This is a genomic window from Comamonas sp. (assembly GCF_036666375.1).
In the GTDB taxonomy this organism is placed as follows: Bacteria; Pseudomonadota; Gammaproteobacteria; order Burkholderiales; family Burkholderiaceae_C; genus Comamonas.
In genome coordinates this window covers 1-15897 of the sequence record NZ_JAVWWA010000057.1, presented here as the reverse complement: position 1 = coordinate 15897, position 15897 = coordinate 1, and the positions used below count along the sequence as shown (strand labels likewise).

Genomic DNA, 15897 nt, shown 5'->3' with positions numbered 1-15897 from the left:
CAGGAATCACAAAATACGGTGTTGCAGGGCGGGCAGCTGGGCGCGCACATGGGCGATGTGCTGGCGGTCGAGCGTGGCCAGCGCCAGCCCCGGGCCTTGTTCGCGCACGGCCAGCACCTGGCCCCAGGGGTCTACCGCCATGCTGTGGCCCCAGGTCTGGCGGCCGTTGGGGTGCAGGCCGCCCTGGGCCGGCGCGAGCACATAGGCCTGGTTCTCTATCGCGCGCGCGCGCAGCAGCACTTCCCAGTGGGCCTGGCCCGTGGTGTGGGTGAAGGCGCTGGGCACCAGCAGCAGGTCGCAGCCGCGCTGGGCATGGGCGCGGTACAGCTCGGGAAAGCGCAGGTCGTAGCAGATGCTCAGGCCCAGGCGCCAGTGTTCTCCGCTGCGGTCGGTGATGTCGAGCCGCACCGGCGTCTGGCCGGCGGCGATCACCTGGGCTTCGTCGTAGCGCTCGCGGCCGTTGTCGTAGCGGAACAGGTGGATCTTGTCGTAGCGCGCCACGCATTCGCCGCCGGGCGAGAACACCAGCGTGCTGTTGCGCACATGCTCGGGGTCGTCGGCTTCCAGCGGCAGCGTGCCGCCGACGATCCACAGGTCGAGCTCGCGCGCCGCGCGCGCCAGGAAGTCCTGGATGGGCCCCTGGCCGAAAGCTTCCATGTAGCCGAGCTTGTCGGTGTCGCGCCGTCCCATGGCGCAGAAGTACTCGGGCAGGGCCGCGAGCTCGGCGCCCGCAGCGCGCGCCTGTTGCAGCAGCTGCCAGGCGACTTCGAGGTTCTCGGCCACGTCGGGCGTGGACACCATCTGCAGGGCGGCAACTTTCATGGCGGCGTTTCTCCTCGGGTGGGGGGCGGGGTGCTGGCGCGGGGTTCGGGCTTGGAGGATACGGGGTTGACCTGGGGATCGGACCAGCTGCCGTCGATGCGGAATTCCTTGGTGGCGGCCGCGATCAGCGGTCCGCGCAGCAGGATTTGCGCGAGAAAGCTGCTCAGGCCCACGACCGGGTTGATGGCCGTGGCGACCAGCGAGGCCGTGCCGGCGTTGATCTCGGGCACGACCACCACATGCAGGTTCTGCGTTTCGCGGTGCATGTCGGCCTCGCCTTCCATCAGCACCGCGGCGTTGACGCCCTTCATCTGCAGGTTGTTGGTGCGCGCTATGCCCTGGGCGATCTGCACGTCGCCGCGCACGAAGTCAAAGCTGAAGCCCTTGCTGAACACATCGCGGAAGTCCAGCGTCAGGCGCCGCGGCAGGGCCTGCAGGCTCAGCACGCCCAGCAGTTTCGCCAGGCCCGGTTCGGCCTGCAGGAACTGGCCCGACGCCATGTCGAGGTGCATCTGGCCATTGAGCGAGTGGTAGTCGGGCGCCAGCGGCGAGCCGTTCCAGGCGACCTGGCCGTCGAGCCGGCCGCGGCCGTTGCGTATCACGCCGGGCATGGAAAAGCGCGTCAGCAGCGCGCCCGTGTCGGCGATGTCGAGCGCAAAGCGCAGCGCCGTGCGCGGCTGCGCGGGCTGGCCCGGCTGCAGCGCCCAGCTGCCGCTGGCGCGCAACTGGGCTTCGGGACTGGTGATGTTGAACTGGATCAGCTGCCATTCGCGCAGCGCGGGGTTGCCCGGGCTTTCGCGGTTGCGCGCCTGGACTTCGAAGCGCCCCATGGGCCGGCCGAACAGTTCGAGTGCGTCCACGGCGATGTCGAGCGCCGGCAGGCTGCGCGGCTGCGGGCTCAGCAGCGAGTCGACCGCGCTGACCGCGCTTTGCGGCACCGCCAGGCGCGTGAGCCGCGCATAGACCTGGCCCGCGGGGTCGGCCGCATGGCCTTCGCGGTACTCGATCTGGCCGCTGAGTTCGCGCGCCTCCACGGTCGCGTTCCACAGGCCGCCATTGCGCGTGCCGCGCGCGCTGAGCGCGTGCAGCGTGCGGCCGTTCGCCGTGAAGCTCTGGGCGCTGAGCGTCGCGGTGTCGGGCAGATAGCTTTGCAGCGAGGCGGCCGATGCGGCGGTCGTGGAGGTTTGCGCCGCGGCGGCCGGCTCGGACGGGCTCAGGCGCTGCAGCGCCTGCTGCCAGGCGTCGACATCCACCGCGGGCATCGCGACCTGGGCGTGCACGCCGCGCGCGGGCATGTCTACGCTGGGCAGGGGGCTGCCTATGGCCAGCGCGCCGCGCAGCACTTTCGCCGGTGTGGTGCCGGCATCGCGCACGTAGTGCAGGCTCGCGAGATCGCCCCATTGCAGCGTGATTTCGTCGTGCAGCGGCGGCAGCTCGGCCTTGCTGGCGGCCGGGGCGACCAACGCGGACGGCGCGAGCGTGTGCGCAAAGCGCAAGGGCAGGGCTGCGGCGGCGGTCTTGCCCAGGGGGCTGGGAAGATCGAGCGCCAGACCCTGCAGGTTGCTGGTGACGGTGATTTCGGGCGTGCCGCGGCGCACGCCCAGGTCCAGCACATAGTCGGCCTGGCCCTGGGCCGCGCCTGCGATATCGGCCAGCAGGCCCAGCTCGGGCGCCGCGCGCAGGCCTTCGGCGCTGGCGCTGCCACTGGCGCGCAGCGCCAGTGGCGACTGGCTCGCGGGTGCCGATGCGGGCAGCACCTGCATGCCGCCCTCGAAACGCAGCGGGCCGCCCAGCGCCTGCGCCTGCACGCCGGCCAGCGAGAAGCCGGTGTCGGAAAACTGCACGTTGCCGCGTATCTGGCTCAGCAGCGGCACTTCGGGCATCAGCCGCAGGCTGTTGCCGGCGAGCGCGACGCTGCCCTGGACTTTCGACTGCTCGAGGTGGTCTATGGGCAGATCGAGCTGCAGCTGCAGCTGCGCCGCGCCGCTGCCCTGCGCATGGTCCAGCACCTGCTGCGTGAAGCCGGCCACGGGCGAGCCGGCGACAAAGCCCAGCATTTCGGCGAGTTCGCCCTGAGCCCGGGCCTTGACCTCGACGCGCGTATGCGACAGGTTGGGAATGCGGGCCTCGATCTGCTGCAGCTGCATGCGCGGGTGGCCGGCGACCCGGCCCTGGGCATTGCGCACCGCCATCGATGCGCGGTCGAACACCAGCTCGCCCGACAGTTGGGTCAGCGCGGGCCAGGGTTTGTCACCCGCGGACTGCAGCCCGGGCGGCACATAGACATAGTTGACGTCATGCACTTCGGCGGCAATGCGGAACTCGCCGTCGCCGCGCTCGAACGGCAGTTTGTCGAGATCGCCCTGCACCTTGAACTGCACGCGGCTGGCCCGCCCGCTTTGCACGCTGTCGCGCACATAGTGGCGCGCATCGGCGGGGATTTCCAGCGGCAGGTAGCGATGCACGCGGCTGCCGTCGGCATTGCGCAGCGTGCCCGTGAGCGCGAGCACGCCGGGAAAGCGCTTGGCCGCGTCGCGCCCGGTGTGCCAGGTGGCCTGGGCTTCGCCTTCGGCGTCGGCGTTCGAAAAGCGCATGTCGCTGGCCTGCAGCTCGATCTGTTCGCCCTGCACCTGCCAGCGCAGCGCGCCGCTCAGGTTGTCCAGCGGCAGCACCGGCTCCTCGAACACGCCCGGCAGGCGCAGCGCTCCGCCGGTCATGCTGAGCTGGGCCGAGCCGCCGAGCTGGTTGAGCGAGAACTTCGCCTGCAGGCCTTCCACACCCGGAACGCCCGTGCCCTTGGCTGCGGGTTGGTCCGACAGCGCGAGGTCCTGGACTTCGCCGCTCATTTCATATTGCAGCGGCTTGTCCATGGGCCCGCGCCAGTTCGCCTGCAGCGCCTTGACAATGCCGCGTGGCGCGAGCGCCAGCAGTCGGCTGCGCGCGGCGTCGGCGATGGGCAGGCGGCTCGCGAGCTGGGCTGCGATCGCCAGGTCGAACTGTTCGAAGCGCAGCTCGCCCTGCTCGCCCAGCGCGCCGAATTCGGCGGCCGCGGCATCGGCCTGGCTGTGGCGCAGCGAGAACTGGCTTGCTGGCCAGCGCAGGCCGTCGCCGGTCTCGAACGTCAGCGCCTGGCCATTGAGTGCATAGCCGCCGGGCAGGCGCGCCACGCTCAGCCGGCCCTGCAGCGCGCGCAGCGCCAGCGGCGGCAGGTCGGGGCGCAGCCGGGTTTCAACGGCACTGAGCACCAGGTCGGTCGTGACCTGCTCGACTTGCCCGCGCTTGATGTCGACCCAGGCGCGCAGCGCGCCGCGGCCCTGTGAGACGCTCGCGCCCTGCAAGTCGATGTACTGGCCCAGGCGCGCGACATCGAGCTGGGCGAAATCCGCATAGGCCTGGCCGGTCCAGCGCCGCCAGTTGCCCGCGTGGGCCGACAGCAGCGGTTGGCGCAGTTGCGCCGACAGCGTGAAACGCGCGCCCCATTCGTTGTCGGGCGTGGCATCGAGCCGTATCTGGTGGCGCCAGCCTTTGTTGCGCACCACGAAGTCGAGGTCTTTCAGCGCCAGCGGCGGCGCCTGGCGCAGTTCATCGGTCCAGCGCAGCTGGCCGCTGCGGATCGCGATCTCGGTCTGCGAGAACAGCCAGTCGGCCGCGGGGTTGTCCTGGCTTTCGCTGGCCGCGGGCAGGGGCAGTCCTGCAATCCACAGCTGGCCCGCGCTGTCGCGCCGCGCCTCGAGCAGCGGCGCGTCGATAAAAAGCTGCTCCACGCCCAGGCGCAGCAGCGAGCGCGGCGACACCGCCACCACCACGCGCGGCAGTTCCAGCGCGGGCTGGCCGTCGGCGCCCTGCAGCGCGACCTGGCCGAGTTCGATGACGGGTATCAGCCCTTCGCTGCGCGCCGTGATCGCACCGATGCGCACGGGTACCCCCAGGGTGCGCGCGGCCAGGCTTTCGAGCTGCGGACGGTACTCGCTGATTCGCGGCACAATGAATCCATGGAGCACCCCCCACACGGTGGCGAGCAGCAGCCAGAAGGCCAGCAGCAACCCCAATGACCACCGCGCAACGCCAGCCATCCAGTGAAGCAGGCGTGAGGGGTGCGGTTGAGGTTCGATCATTGGTGGGCAGGTCAGTGCCAGGAATTATCACCCGCTGGGGCCGCAAAGATGCGGCTTCCCGGGGGGATCAGAGGGTTGGCAGCCGGTTTACCGTTATTCCTGTATTGCGCATGCAGACCGTTGACTATTCTCCTTCCGAGCTCGCTCCCGAGGCCCATTCCCGCCTCGCGCATTCCCGTTTTTACCAACGTTTACACCGGCGCTATGCCGAGGAGCTAGGGATTTTCCCTGAGGGCGTGCCGCAGCGCGCGGGCATGGAGCAGGCGCTCGACGCCTTGTCCCGCCAGGGAATGGACCTCTCGGCCGCGCTGCGCGTGCTGCGCCAGTTGGTGATGGAGCGGCTGCTGCAGCTCGACTGCGCGCAGCAGGCGCCGCTGGCGGTGGTCACGCAGGCCGTGACCCAACTGGCCGAAGTGGCGCTGGACCGCGCCTGCAGCCAGGTGCGCGCCGATCTCGACAGCCGCCATGGTGCGCCCGTAGGCCCCGAAGGCCAGCCGGTGCAGCTGTGGATCGTGGGCATGGGCAAGTTCGGCGCGCGCGAACTCAATGTGTCCAGCGACATCGACCTGATCTATGTCTACGAGCACGAAGGCGAGACCGCGGGCCTGCCCGACGGCCGCGGTCGTCTGTCCAACCACGAATATTTCGGCCGCGCGGTCAAGGGTATCTATGCGCTGATCGGCGAAGTCACCGAGCACGGCTTCGTGTTCCGCGTCGATCTGGCGCTGCGCCCCAACGGCAATTCGGGGCCGCCGGCAGTCTCGCTGGCCGCGCTCGAGGAATACCTGCAGACCCAGGGCCGCGAGTGGGAGCGCTTCGCCTGGCTCAAAAGCCGCGTGGTCGCGCCGCGCGACAGCGTGCGCTCGCCCGAAGTGCAGGCGCTGCGCGGCGTGGTGCTGCCTTTCGTCTTCCGCCGCTACCTCGACTACAGCGTGTTCGACGCGCTGCGTTCGCTGCACCGCCAGATCCGCGAGCACGCGGCCAAGCGCAGCGCGGGCCATCCCGGTCGCGCCAACGACGTCAAGCTCTCGCGCGGCGGCATACGCGAAATCGAATTCACCGTGCAGCTGCTGCAGGTGGTGCGCGGCGGACAGTTTCCCGAGCTGCGCTGCCGGCCCACGCTCGAAGCGCTGCAGCGCCTGTCGCGCTCTGGCCTGATGTCGGCCGAGACCGCCGAAGCGCTGGCCCAGGCCTACACCTTTCTGCGCCAGGTCGAGCACCGCATCCAGTACCTCGACGACCAGCAGACCCATGTGCTGCCCACGCGCGACGACGACCTGCTGTGGATTGCCCAGACCATGGGCTATCCCGACTGCAGCCGCTTTCTGCACCAACTCGACGCCCACCGCGAGCTGGTGGCCGAGGAGTTCGACACGCTGCTCGGCGGCAATGCGCCGCCGCAGTGCAGCAACGGCCAATGCAGCGGCCCGCGTTCGCTGACCGTGGCCACGCCGCAGGAAATCGATGACCTGCTCACGCAGATGCCGCCTCAGTTGTCGGCGCGCGTCGCCGAGTGGCGCGACCACCCGCGCGTCACCAGCCTGCGCGAGGAAACGCGCGCGCGGCTGTTCCGCCTGGTGCAGCGCACCGCGCAGTGGGTTGCCGACGGCAGCGTGGGCGAGGAAGCCGCGGTGCGCCTGATCAACTGGCTCGAACCCCTGCTGCGGCGTGAAAGCTATCTGGCGCTGCTGCTCGAGCGCCCCGCCGTGCACGAGCGCCTGCTGCACCTGCTGGGCGCGGCGCGCTGGCCCGCGCGCTACCTGCTGCAGCACCCGGGCGTGATCGACGAGCTCGCCAGCGATGCCTTGCTGACCGACCGCTTCGTTGCCGCCGACTTCGAGCGCGAGCTCGCGCTGCGCCTGACTTCGCTGCAGACCACGGGCGAGGACGACGACGAAACCCTGCTCAACCTGCTGCGCCGTGCGCACCATGCGGAAATATTCCGCACGCTGGCGCGCGATGTCGAAGGCCGGATCACCGTGGAGCAGGTGGCTGACGACCTGAGCGCGCTCGCCGACAGCGTGCTGCGCGTCACCGGCCAATGGTGCTGGTCGCGCCTCAAGGGCCGCCACCGCGAGGAGCCGCAGTACGGCATCATCGGCTACGGCAAGCTTGGCGGCAAGGAGCTGGGCTATGGCAGCGACCTCGACATCGTGTTCGTGTTCGACGACGACGACGAGCGCGCGCCCGAAGTCTATGCGGCCTTCGTGCGCAAGCTGATCAACTGGCTCACGGTGAAGACCGGCGAAGGCGACCTGTTCGAGATCGATACCGCGCTGCGTCCCAACGGCAGCTCGGGCCTGCTGGTCACGGGTTTCGACGCCTATGCGAAGTACCAGCAGCAGCGCGGCAGCAATACCGCCTGGACCTGGGAACACCAGGCCATGACACGCGCGCGCTTCGTGCTCGGCAGCGATTCGCTGCGCCAACGCTTCGACGCGGTGCGCGAAGCCGTGATCTCCGCGCCGCGCAATCCCGAGCTGCTGCGCGCTGAAATCGTCGCCATGCGCGCCCGCGTGCGCGCCGCCCATCCGGTGCGCGGCCAGCTGTTCGACGTCAAGCACAGTCCCGGAGGCATGGTCGACGCGGAATTCGCCGTGCAGTATCTGGTGCTGCTGTGCTCGCGCGAGCACCCGCAGCTGCTGATCAACATCGGCAATATCACACTGCTGCGCCACGCCGAGGCAGCGGGCCTGCTGCCGCCTGGCGTCGGCCTGGCCGCGGCCGACGCCTACCGCGCGTTGCGCCGCATCCAGCACAAGGCGCGGCTCGACGAGTCCAGCGGCCAGGTCGAGCTGCAGACCGCCGTGGCGCACCGCGATGCGGTGCTGGCGCTGTGGCGCGCGGTGTTCGGCACGCCCGACAGCGGGGATCTCGCGCCCGGCCTCAGCGCCCATATTTGAAATCAAACGTTAATTGATCTGCGCCTTACACCCCCGCCCGGTGCCGCTTTGCGGCCTGGGTGCGGGCCTGTGTGGCTCGGGCAGGCTTTGGGCGAAAGCGTTGGCCGCTGCCGGGTGCGCATGCGGCGGTGTGAGAATTTCAGGGACGTTTTAGCGATTGGTTACAGTTTTGGGGCTGCATTGGCTGGAACTTTGGCGCAGACTCATCCTCAATCACTTTGAGCGTGCACAAGCAAAGCCTGGAGCACCAAACCTTTTACTGTTGCGAAGCCTTTGAGGACCTGATCCTTATAGACCCCCTGAAGCGCTTCTCCTCCCTCCCTCTCTTTATTCGTTTCGGGATGCTTCGCAACTTTTTTATTCGATGAAAAATGGCCTCCGCAAGGAGGCCATTTTTTGTTTGTCGTGCTGAAACCGTTCAGGCGACAGGCACGGTGTCCTTGAAGCTCGCACGCAATGCCAGCTTGTCGGTCAGGCGCGCGAGGTTGGGGTGGTCGTCGCGCCAGGTCAGTTGCGGGAAGCGGAACGCGAGCCAGTCGAGCGCGCAGCCCGTGGCGATGTCGGCCAGCGTCATATGGATGCCGCAGCAAAACGGCTTGTCGCCCAGGGCCTTGGACATCGCCTGCAGGCTGGCATCGACCTTGCCCAGCTGGCGGTCTATCCAGGCCTGGCTGCGTTCGCCGTCGCCGCGTCCCGGCCAGGTGGCTTCGAGGCGGGCGAGCACGCCGGCATCGAGCAGGCCGTCGGCCAGCGCTTCCCAGGTCTTGACGTCGGCGCGCTCGCGGCCGCTGGGCGGCAGCAGCTTGCCCACGGGCGACAGCGTGTCGAGGTACTCGACGATCACGCGCGAGTCGAAAAGCGCCAGTTCATGGCCTTCGATCATCAGCCGCGGCACCTTGCCCAGCGGGTTGCTGGCGCTGACCGCGGCATCGGCGGCCCAGACGTTGTCGATCTCGAACTGATAGTCGAGCTTTTTCTCGGCCATCACGACACGCACTTTGCGCACGTAGGGACTGCTGGTGGTACCGATCAATTTCATAGTGCGAATTTCCATGGCGCGGGACCCGGCAAGTGCCGGCTGGATGATTCTATCGGCAGCCATGCGCGGCATGGGATTTGGCATGCCCCCTACAATTGAGGGCATGAGCTTTTCCACCATTTCCGCCCTCTCCCCGCTCGACGGCCGTTACGCCGCGAAACTCTCCGCCCTGCGCCCGATCATGAGCGAACAGGGGTACATGCACCGCCGGGTGCAGGTGGAGATCGCCTGGTTCATCGCGCTGTCCGACGCCGGCTTCGAAGAATTCAAGCCGCTGTCCATTGGCGCGCGCGCCTATCTGCTGGGCCTGGTGAAGAACTTCAGCGAATCCGACGCCGAAGCCATCAAGGAAATCGAAAAGACCACCAACCACGACGTCAAGGCCGTGGAATACTGGATCAAGTCCAAGTTCGAGGCGCGTCCCGAACTCGAGAAGGCTTCCGAATTCGTGCACTTCGCCTGCACCAGCGAAGACATCAACAACACCAGCCATGCGCTGCAACTGCGCGTCGGCCGCGACATGGTCGTGCTGCCCGCGCTGGACCGCATCGTGCTCAAGCTGCGCGAAATGGCGCATCAGTACGCTGACGTCCCCATGCTCAGCCGCACCCACGGCCAGACCGCGAGCCCGACCACCGTCGGCAAGGAAATGGCCAACGTCGTGGTGCGCCTGCAGGCCGCCGTGGACCGCATTGCCAGCGTCAAGATCCTGGGCAAGATGAACGGCGCCGTGGGCAACTACAACGCCCACCTGTCGGCCTGGCCCGAGTTTGACTGGGAAAGCTTCAGCAAGCACGTGGTGGAAAAGCACGAACCACAAGGCCTGGGCCTGACCTTCCAGCCCTACTCGATCCAGATCGAGCCGCATGACTACATGGCCGAGCTGTTCGATGCCGTGGCGCGCGCCGACACCATCCTGATCGACCTGTCGCGCGACATCTGGGGCTATGTCTCGCTGGGCTACTTCAAGCAGCGCCTGAAGGCCGGCGAAATCGGTTCCTCGACCATGCCGCACAAGGTCAACCCCATCGACTTCGAGAACGCCGAAGGCAATCTGGGCCTGGCCAACGCCATCCTCAAGCACCTGTCCGAGAAGCTGCCCGTGTCCCGCTGGCAGCGTGACCTGACCGATTCCACCGTGCTGCGCAACATTGGTGTCGCTTTTGGCTACGCCACCCTGGCCTACACCTCGCTGATGACCGGCCTGAACAAGCTGGAGCTGAACGAAGAGCGCCTGCAAGACGACCTGAACCACGCCTGGGAAGTGCTGGCCGAGCCCATCCAGACCGTGATGCGCCGCTATGGCGTGCAAGGCGCTTACGAAAAGCTCAAGGAAGTCACGCGCGGCAAGACCGTGCTGGCCGAAGACCTGCACCGCCTGATCAACGGCCTCGAAATCCCCCAGGCCGACAAGGACCGTCTGCTGGCGATGACGCCCGCTTCCTACGTCGGCAAGGCCGCCGAATTGGCCCGCCGGGTTTGAGTGCTGTCTGCTAGCCTGTCCATCCTTTGACGGGCCCGCCGAGGGAAGCTCAGGGCGAACGCAAAGAAAGCTTCACGTTTTCGCATGCCGTTCGCCCTGAGCTTGTCGAAGGGCGTCTCAGGGCACAGCTGGCGCCGTCAGCTGCAGCTCTTGCTTTTGATTCCCTTGTGGAATCTTTTCTTTTTTCCGAGCTCCCCGCCCATGGCCCTCAAATCCACCATCTTCAAGGCCAATCTCCAGATTGCCGACATCGACCATGGCTACTACGCCGATCATGCGCTGACGCTGGCTCGCCACCCGAGCGAGACCGACGACCGCATGATGGCGCGCCTGGTCGCGCTGGCGCTCAACGCCCACCAGCTCAACGACCTGTGCAATGGCGACGCGACGCTGAGCTTTGGCGCCGGCCTGTCCGATCCCGAAGATCCGGATGTGTCGCTGACCGACTACACGGGCCGCAAGCGCCTGTGGATCGAAGTCGGCCAGCCCGAGGACAAGCCGATTGCCAAGGCCTGCAGCAAGTCGGACCAGGTGCTGCTGTATCCGTTCAGCCACTCGGCCGATGTCTGGTGGCGCGGCATTGAAAGCAAGTTCAGCCGCCTGCCCAAGCTGCAGGTTTGGCGCCTGCCGTCCGAAACCGCCCCCGAACTGGCCCAGCTCGCCGAGCGCAGCATGCAGCTGCAGGCGACGATCCAGGAAGGCAGCATCACGCTCAGTAGCAAGCTGGGCAGCGTGGTGGTCGAGCCGATTCGCTGGAAGTAGATCGGCCGCTCAGCGTCCCTGGCCGGACTTGTTTTCCGCGGCGCGCTCGGCGTAGCGGTTGAAGCGCCAGGCGGAGTTCTCTATGGTGATGCGGCGCCAGACGCTGCGTTTCTCTATCGGGTCGAAGCCCGGCCACAGCTGCACTTCCTCGAAGGTGCGGCCGCAGCCTTTGCACAGGTTGTCGCCCTGGCTGGTGGAGCAGATGGCAATGCAAGGCGTGTCGGGCGTGGTGTCGTACCAGGCGAGCCATGCGGCCTGGGCATGCGAAGGCACCTCGGCGGCGTCGACTTCGCTCGCATGGCGAAAAATCATCAGCGCATAGACATCGGCCAGCGCCCGGGCTTCGGCCGCGAGCAGTACGCCGTCGGGCGACGGTTTTTTGTGGCGCCAGTAGTTGATGGCTGCCTCGATGTCGGTGATGTGGATTCCTGCCATGGGGGGTGCGAACAATGCGGCCCTGGATCATAAGCTGCGTGTCGCCGACGCTACGGCGCCATGGCTTTTGGCGCCCAGGTCTCCCGCAAAAAAACAGGTTTATGCCGAAAGCGTCGCTAAATGTGTTCAAATCTCGAGCTTCGAAGGGGAGTAGCTCTCGTTGCGATGTCCGGCGTGCCGGTCCATCGGGCGTGCGCCGAGGTCGTCAATACGAAGCGCAAGCTTCCGGCCTCGCGGGTTCCGTGCAAAACGGTGCCGAGCAAGACCTTTGAGAGACCGGTGTGCTGGTCTGTCAAAGTATTTCCCTTCGGCCCAGCTTCCTGGTTCTGGCTGTCGCAGGAAAGTGCTTGAGAGTTAGCGCATCCGCTTCCTTCCGACGCGGGGGAATCCGTTCCAGGCTCAGAGGCCTCGGGTTCCTGCCGCTTTATGGCATTCGACTACGAGGTTTTTATGGATTTGGACTTCCTCACGCATACGCCGTTCTGGATTGCACTGGGACAGATCATCATCATCGACATTCTGCTCGGTGGCGATAACGCGGTGGTGATTGCACTGGCCTGCCGCAAGCTGCCGCCAGAGCAGCGCAAAAAGGGCATCATCTGGGGCACGGCGGGTGCCATCGTGCTGCGCGTGATCCTGATCGCGTTCGCGATGACGCTGCTGGCCCTGCCTTTCCTGAAGTTCGTTGGCGCGCTGCTGCTGGTGTGGATCGGCGTCAAGCTGCTCGCTCCCGATGAAGACGCGCACGACGGCATCCAGGGCAGCGACAAGCTGCTGGCCGCGATCAAGACCATCATCGTCGCCGACCTGGTGATGAGCGTGGACAACGTGATCGCCATCGCCGGTGCCGCACAGAGCTCGGGCGAACACCAGATGCTGCTGGTCACGCTGGGTCTGCTGATCTCCATCCCGATCATCGTCTGGGGCTCGCAGCTGGTCATCACGCTGATGGACCGCTTCCCCATGATCATCGTCGCCGGCGGCATGCTGCTGGGCTGGATTGCCGGCGGCATGCTGGTATCCGATCCGGTCTTCGCGAACACCGAAAAGTGGCTGTGGATGCCCAAGCTGGAACAGACCAAGATGCTGCAGTACGGTGCCCAGATCGTGGGTGCGCTGCTGGTGCTGGCCATCGGCAAGTACGTCGCTTCGCGCAAGCCCAAGGCCGCCCACGGCTCCGGCCACGCCTGATGTGGCAGGGTCTGCGGCAGGCACCAGCCCGCGCCGCAGGCCTTTCTCTTGCCAAGGCAGGCCCTCCCCGGCCTGCCTTTTTCATTGGCGCAGCCAGACCGGAGTCCTCTTGAACCGCACTACCTTCATTGTCTATGTGGACGACGCGTCGCACGCGTTGCCGCTGCTCACGTCGTTGGCGACCTCGTTCGAGGCCACCAACCCCCGCTGGCTGCTGGTCGCCTGCGCGCCCCGCATCACCCACCGCGCAAGCAAGTGGGCCAGCCATCGCAGCCGCGAAAACTGGCGCAATCAATGGGCCGACAAGCTGTTTGCCCAGCTCGCACCGAGCCTGCAGCGACCCGGGTCGCAGGCGGATGTGACGCAGCTGCTGGCGCGCCAGCCCCTGCCGGAGCTGCTGACCGAACTGCAACAGACCTACGGCCAAGTGCAGGTCGTCGACGCGCGCCGTCCCAAGCGCGAAGAGCCCGCGCCGCAGCGCTGGGGTACTTCGGGCCTGATCGCGGGCATAGGCAGCCTGCTGGCGTGGACGCTGGGCGAAGCCATCGCCTGATCGGCGCCGCCCTCCGCGGTAAAGGGCGGCTTGAAATCCGTTCGGCCTGGGCCGCATCCCGTTCGGGCTGAGCTTCATCCCCGTTCGGGCTGAGCTTCATGCCGCTCGGGCTGGGCCTGTCGAAGCCCGCGCTGCTATGCTGGCAGCATGAAACTTCTCATCCAATGGTTCCTCTACGCCGCCGCGCTGCTTGCCGTGGCGGCGATCTATGGTGGCGTCGAAATCCGCAGCTTCGGCGCGGCGATGATCGCTGCGCTGGTCATAGGCCTGCTCAACGCCGTGGTGCGGCCGGTGCTGGTGGTGCTGACGCTGCCGGTCACGCTGATCACGCTGGGACTGTTCCTGTTCGTGGTCAACGCGCTGATGTTCTGGGCCGCGGCCAGCGTGCTCGACGGCATACAGGTCAGCGGCTTTGGCGCGGCGTTTCTGGGCTCGCTGATCTACTCGGCGCTGGGCCTGGTGATCGATTCAGCGCTCCGCCGTCTGTTCCCGTAAAAGCTCCTGCGTCGCACGCAGCCGGGTGTCGATGATCGATGCCTCGAAGTGGTCGTTCTGCGAGCCTGCGCGCCTGGCCATTTCCTGGCCGGCGCGGAAGCGGTCCACCGCCGCCGCATAGTCGTAGTGCGCGGCCTGGGCCTCGCCTTCGGCGCGCAGCGCGCGCAAAGGCTGGTTCTGCGCCTGCCACACCTGTGCGATCGCCTGCCAGGCCGCGGCATCGCGTGGATAGAGTGTGACCCAGGTCTGCAGCGGGCTGGCCATGGCCTGTGCCTGGCCCAGGCGCAGCAGGATCTGCGTGCGCAGCAGCAGCACGGGGCGCGAAGGCTTGTCGGCCTTGTCGTCGATTTCCGTCACCGGTGCCAACGCCTGCAGCGCTGCCTGTGGCTGGCCTGCGGCAAGTTCCAGTTCGGCCGCGAGCAGGCCCGCCTGGCGCAGGCCTGCGCCATCGCCGGCGAGCGCCTGGGTGAGCGCCGGCAAGCCGGCGCGCGCCGGACCGTAGTCCTGCAATTGAATGTGCGACAGCACCGCCGCATAGAGGCCGGCCACGCGCTGGGCCTGCGGCTGCGCCGCAAATCCGCTCGATTCCGGCAGGCGCGTCCATTGGCGCAGCACATCCACCCCGGGGCGCGACAGCACGCGTGCGCGCGCGGCCATCATGCCGTGCTCCAGCGATGGCGCGGGCTGGGTCTGCGGCTGGCCCGCGGGCAGCCGCGACTGCATGTCGGAAATGCGTTCGCTGGTCAGCGGGTGGCTGCGCAGATAGGGCCAGCTGCCGTTGTCGTTGAGCCGGTTGGCCTGCTGCAGCTTGTCGAACATGCCGACCATGCCCTGGGCCGAAAACCCTGCGGGCGCCATCAGGCCGTAGCCCATGCGGTCGGCTTCGCGCTCCATGTCGCGCGAGAAATTGAGCTGGTTCTGCACCATGGCCGCCTGGCCGCCTATCATCAGCGCCTGGGCCGCGTCGGGGCTCTTCGACGCGGCCAGCGCGCCCAGGATCATCGAGGCGATCATCAGCGGCGTATGCCGGCTTTGGCCGGCGATCATGCGGGCGATATGCCGCTGGCTCACATGGCTCAGTTCATGGGCCAGCACCGAGGCCAGTTCGTCGCGCGTGCCGACCACGCCGATCAGCCCCAGGTGCACGCCAAAATAGCCGCCGGGCAGCGCGAACGCATTCACCGACCTGTCGCGGCCCAGCAGGATCTGCCAGGCAAAGCGCTCATCGAGCTCGGGCGAGAGCTCGCCGCGCGCGCGCGCCGCGGCCAGCAGCGGCTTCCATATGCCTTCGACATATTCCTGCAGCGGCGCATCCTCGAGATAGTCGGGGTCGCGGTACAGCGAGCGGATGATGCGGTCGCCCATGCGCCGCTCGTCGCTGGTGGTGATGCTCGCGCCGTCGCCCAGCGTGGGCAGCTGCAGCTGGGCCGCGAGTGGCGGAGGCAGCAGCGTGGCGCCGGTGATGGCCAGCGCGAGCAGCATGCGCAAGGGTTTTTGTCGGGAAAAAAGCATTGTTTGCAACCTGGGGGCATCGCCGAGGGGTTCGGCGGTGGCTGTGGCACACCCCACTATGATGCCTTGATTGACTTAACGTTCCGTCGGACGGCGCCCCGCGCGCTGCCCGACCCCAGCACCATGACTTCTCCGCTCACCCATTTCGACGCCCAGGGCCAGGCCCATATGGTCGATGTCGCCGCAAAGGCCGCGACCCACCGCATAGCGATTGCCGAAGGCCGAATCATCATGCTGCCCGCAACGCTGGCCCTGATCGCCTCGGGCAGCGCAAAGAAAGGCGACGTGTTGGGCATTGCGCGCATCGCGGGCATCATGGCCGCGAAAAAGACCAGTGATTTGATTCCGCTATGCCATCCCTTGGCGCTGACGCGCGTGGCTGTCGATTTTGAATTGATTGAGGCCGACAATGCCGTCGAATGCCGCGCCACGGTGGAAACCGTGGGGCCTACGGGCGTTGAAATGGAAGCGCTGACGGCGGTGCAGATCGCGCTGCTGACGATCTACGACATGTGCAAGGCCGCGGACCGGGGAATGACCATCTCCGGCGTGCGCGTGCTGGAGAAGCATGGGGGGAAGTCGGGGAG

12 protein-coding genes are annotated in these 15897 nt (G+C 67.2%); 7 read left to right on the top strand and 5 right to left on the bottom strand.

Annotated features, from left to right (window positions below; translation table 11 throughout):
- Nucleotides 1-6 precede the first annotated feature (6 nt).
- Nucleotides 7-822, bottom strand: a complete 816-nt coding sequence (locus RR928_RS14580; RefSeq protein WP_332538355.1) for a carbon-nitrogen hydrolase family protein — start codon at nucleotides 820-822, stop codon at nucleotides 7-9.
- The gene (locus RR928_RS14575) at nucleotides 819-4937 is read right to left on the bottom strand and encodes a YhdP family protein (protein WP_442881512.1); all 4119 of its coding nucleotides are present in this window, start codon (nucleotides 4935-4937) and stop codon (nucleotides 819-821) included. Before RR928_RS14575 ends, RR928_RS14580 begins: the two co-directional genes overlap by 4 nt.
- A 110-nt stretch (nucleotides 4938-5047) precedes the next feature.
- On the opposite strand from RR928_RS14575, the gene glnE reads away from it, so the two are divergent.
- Nucleotides 5048-7840 (top strand): bifunctional [glutamate--ammonia ligase]-adenylyl-L-tyrosine phosphorylase/[glutamate--ammonia-ligase] adenylyltransferase, encoded by a 2793-nt coding sequence (gene glnE, locus RR928_RS14570; protein ID WP_332538352.1) that lies wholly within the window; start codon nucleotides 5048-5050, stop codon nucleotides 7838-7840.
- Nucleotides 7841-8258: 418 nt separating this feature from the next.
- Here glnE and RR928_RS14565 read toward each other — a convergent pair whose 3' ends face one another.
- Nucleotides 8259-8879 (bottom strand): glutathione S-transferase family protein, encoded by a 621-nt coding sequence (locus RR928_RS14565; protein WP_332538351.1) that lies wholly within the window; start codon nucleotides 8877-8879, stop codon nucleotides 8259-8261.
- A gap of 103 nt (nucleotides 8880-8982) precedes the next feature.
- Between RR928_RS14565 and purB the strand changes: the two genes are divergently transcribed.
- Nucleotides 8983-10362, top strand: coding sequence for an adenylosuccinate lyase (gene purB, locus RR928_RS14560; protein ID WP_332683081.1), 1380 nt, complete (start codon nucleotides 8983-8985; stop codon nucleotides 10360-10362).
- Between the two features lie 201 nt (nucleotides 10363-10563).
- Entirely contained in the window at nucleotides 10564-11124 is a 561-nt protein-coding gene (locus tag RR928_RS14555; RefSeq protein ID WP_332538349.1) for a YaeQ family protein, read from the top strand.
- Between the two features lie 9 nt (nucleotides 11125-11133).
- Here the strand turns inward: RR928_RS14555 and RR928_RS14550 are convergent, their stop codons facing one another.
- Nucleotides 11134-11559, bottom strand: coding sequence for a DUF3717 domain-containing protein (locus RR928_RS14550; RefSeq protein WP_332538348.1), 426 nt, complete (start codon nucleotides 11557-11559; stop codon nucleotides 11134-11136).
- 450 nt (nucleotides 11560-12009) lie between these two features.
- On the opposite strand from RR928_RS14550, the gene RR928_RS14545 reads away from it, so the two are divergent.
- The 3 genes from RR928_RS14545 to RR928_RS14535 all read left to right on the top strand — a co-directional run bounded on the left by RR928_RS14545 (nucleotide 12010) and on the right by RR928_RS14535 (nucleotide 13798).
- Nucleotides 12010-12750, top strand: coding sequence for a TerC family protein (locus RR928_RS14545; RefSeq protein ID WP_332538347.1), 741 nt, complete (start codon nucleotides 12010-12012; stop codon nucleotides 12748-12750).
- A gap of 109 nt (nucleotides 12751-12859) precedes the next feature.
- Nucleotides 12860-13303: a hypothetical protein gene (locus tag RR928_RS14540; RefSeq protein ID WP_332538346.1), complete on the top strand. Its 444-nt coding sequence runs from the start codon at nucleotides 12860-12862 to the stop codon at nucleotides 13301-13303.
- Between the two features lie 147 nt (nucleotides 13304-13450).
- Nucleotides 13451-13798, top strand: coding sequence for a phage holin family protein (locus RR928_RS14535; protein WP_332538345.1), 348 nt, complete (start codon nucleotides 13451-13453; stop codon nucleotides 13796-13798).
- Here the strand turns inward: RR928_RS14535 and RR928_RS14530 are convergent.
- On the bottom strand, nucleotides 13772-15280 hold the full coding sequence (locus tag RR928_RS14530) for a M48 family metalloprotease (protein ID WP_332538367.1): 1509 nt from the start codon (nucleotides 15278-15280) through the stop codon (nucleotides 13772-13774). The two genes, RR928_RS14535 and RR928_RS14530, sit on opposite strands and share 27 nt — an antisense overlap.
- Before the next feature lie 153 nt (nucleotides 15281-15433).
- Here RR928_RS14530 and moaC point away from each other — a divergent pair.
- The coding region (gene moaC / locus RR928_RS14525) for a cyclic pyranopterin monophosphate synthase MoaC (protein ID WP_332683078.1) at nucleotides 15434-15897 on the top strand (464 nt) is incomplete at its 3' end.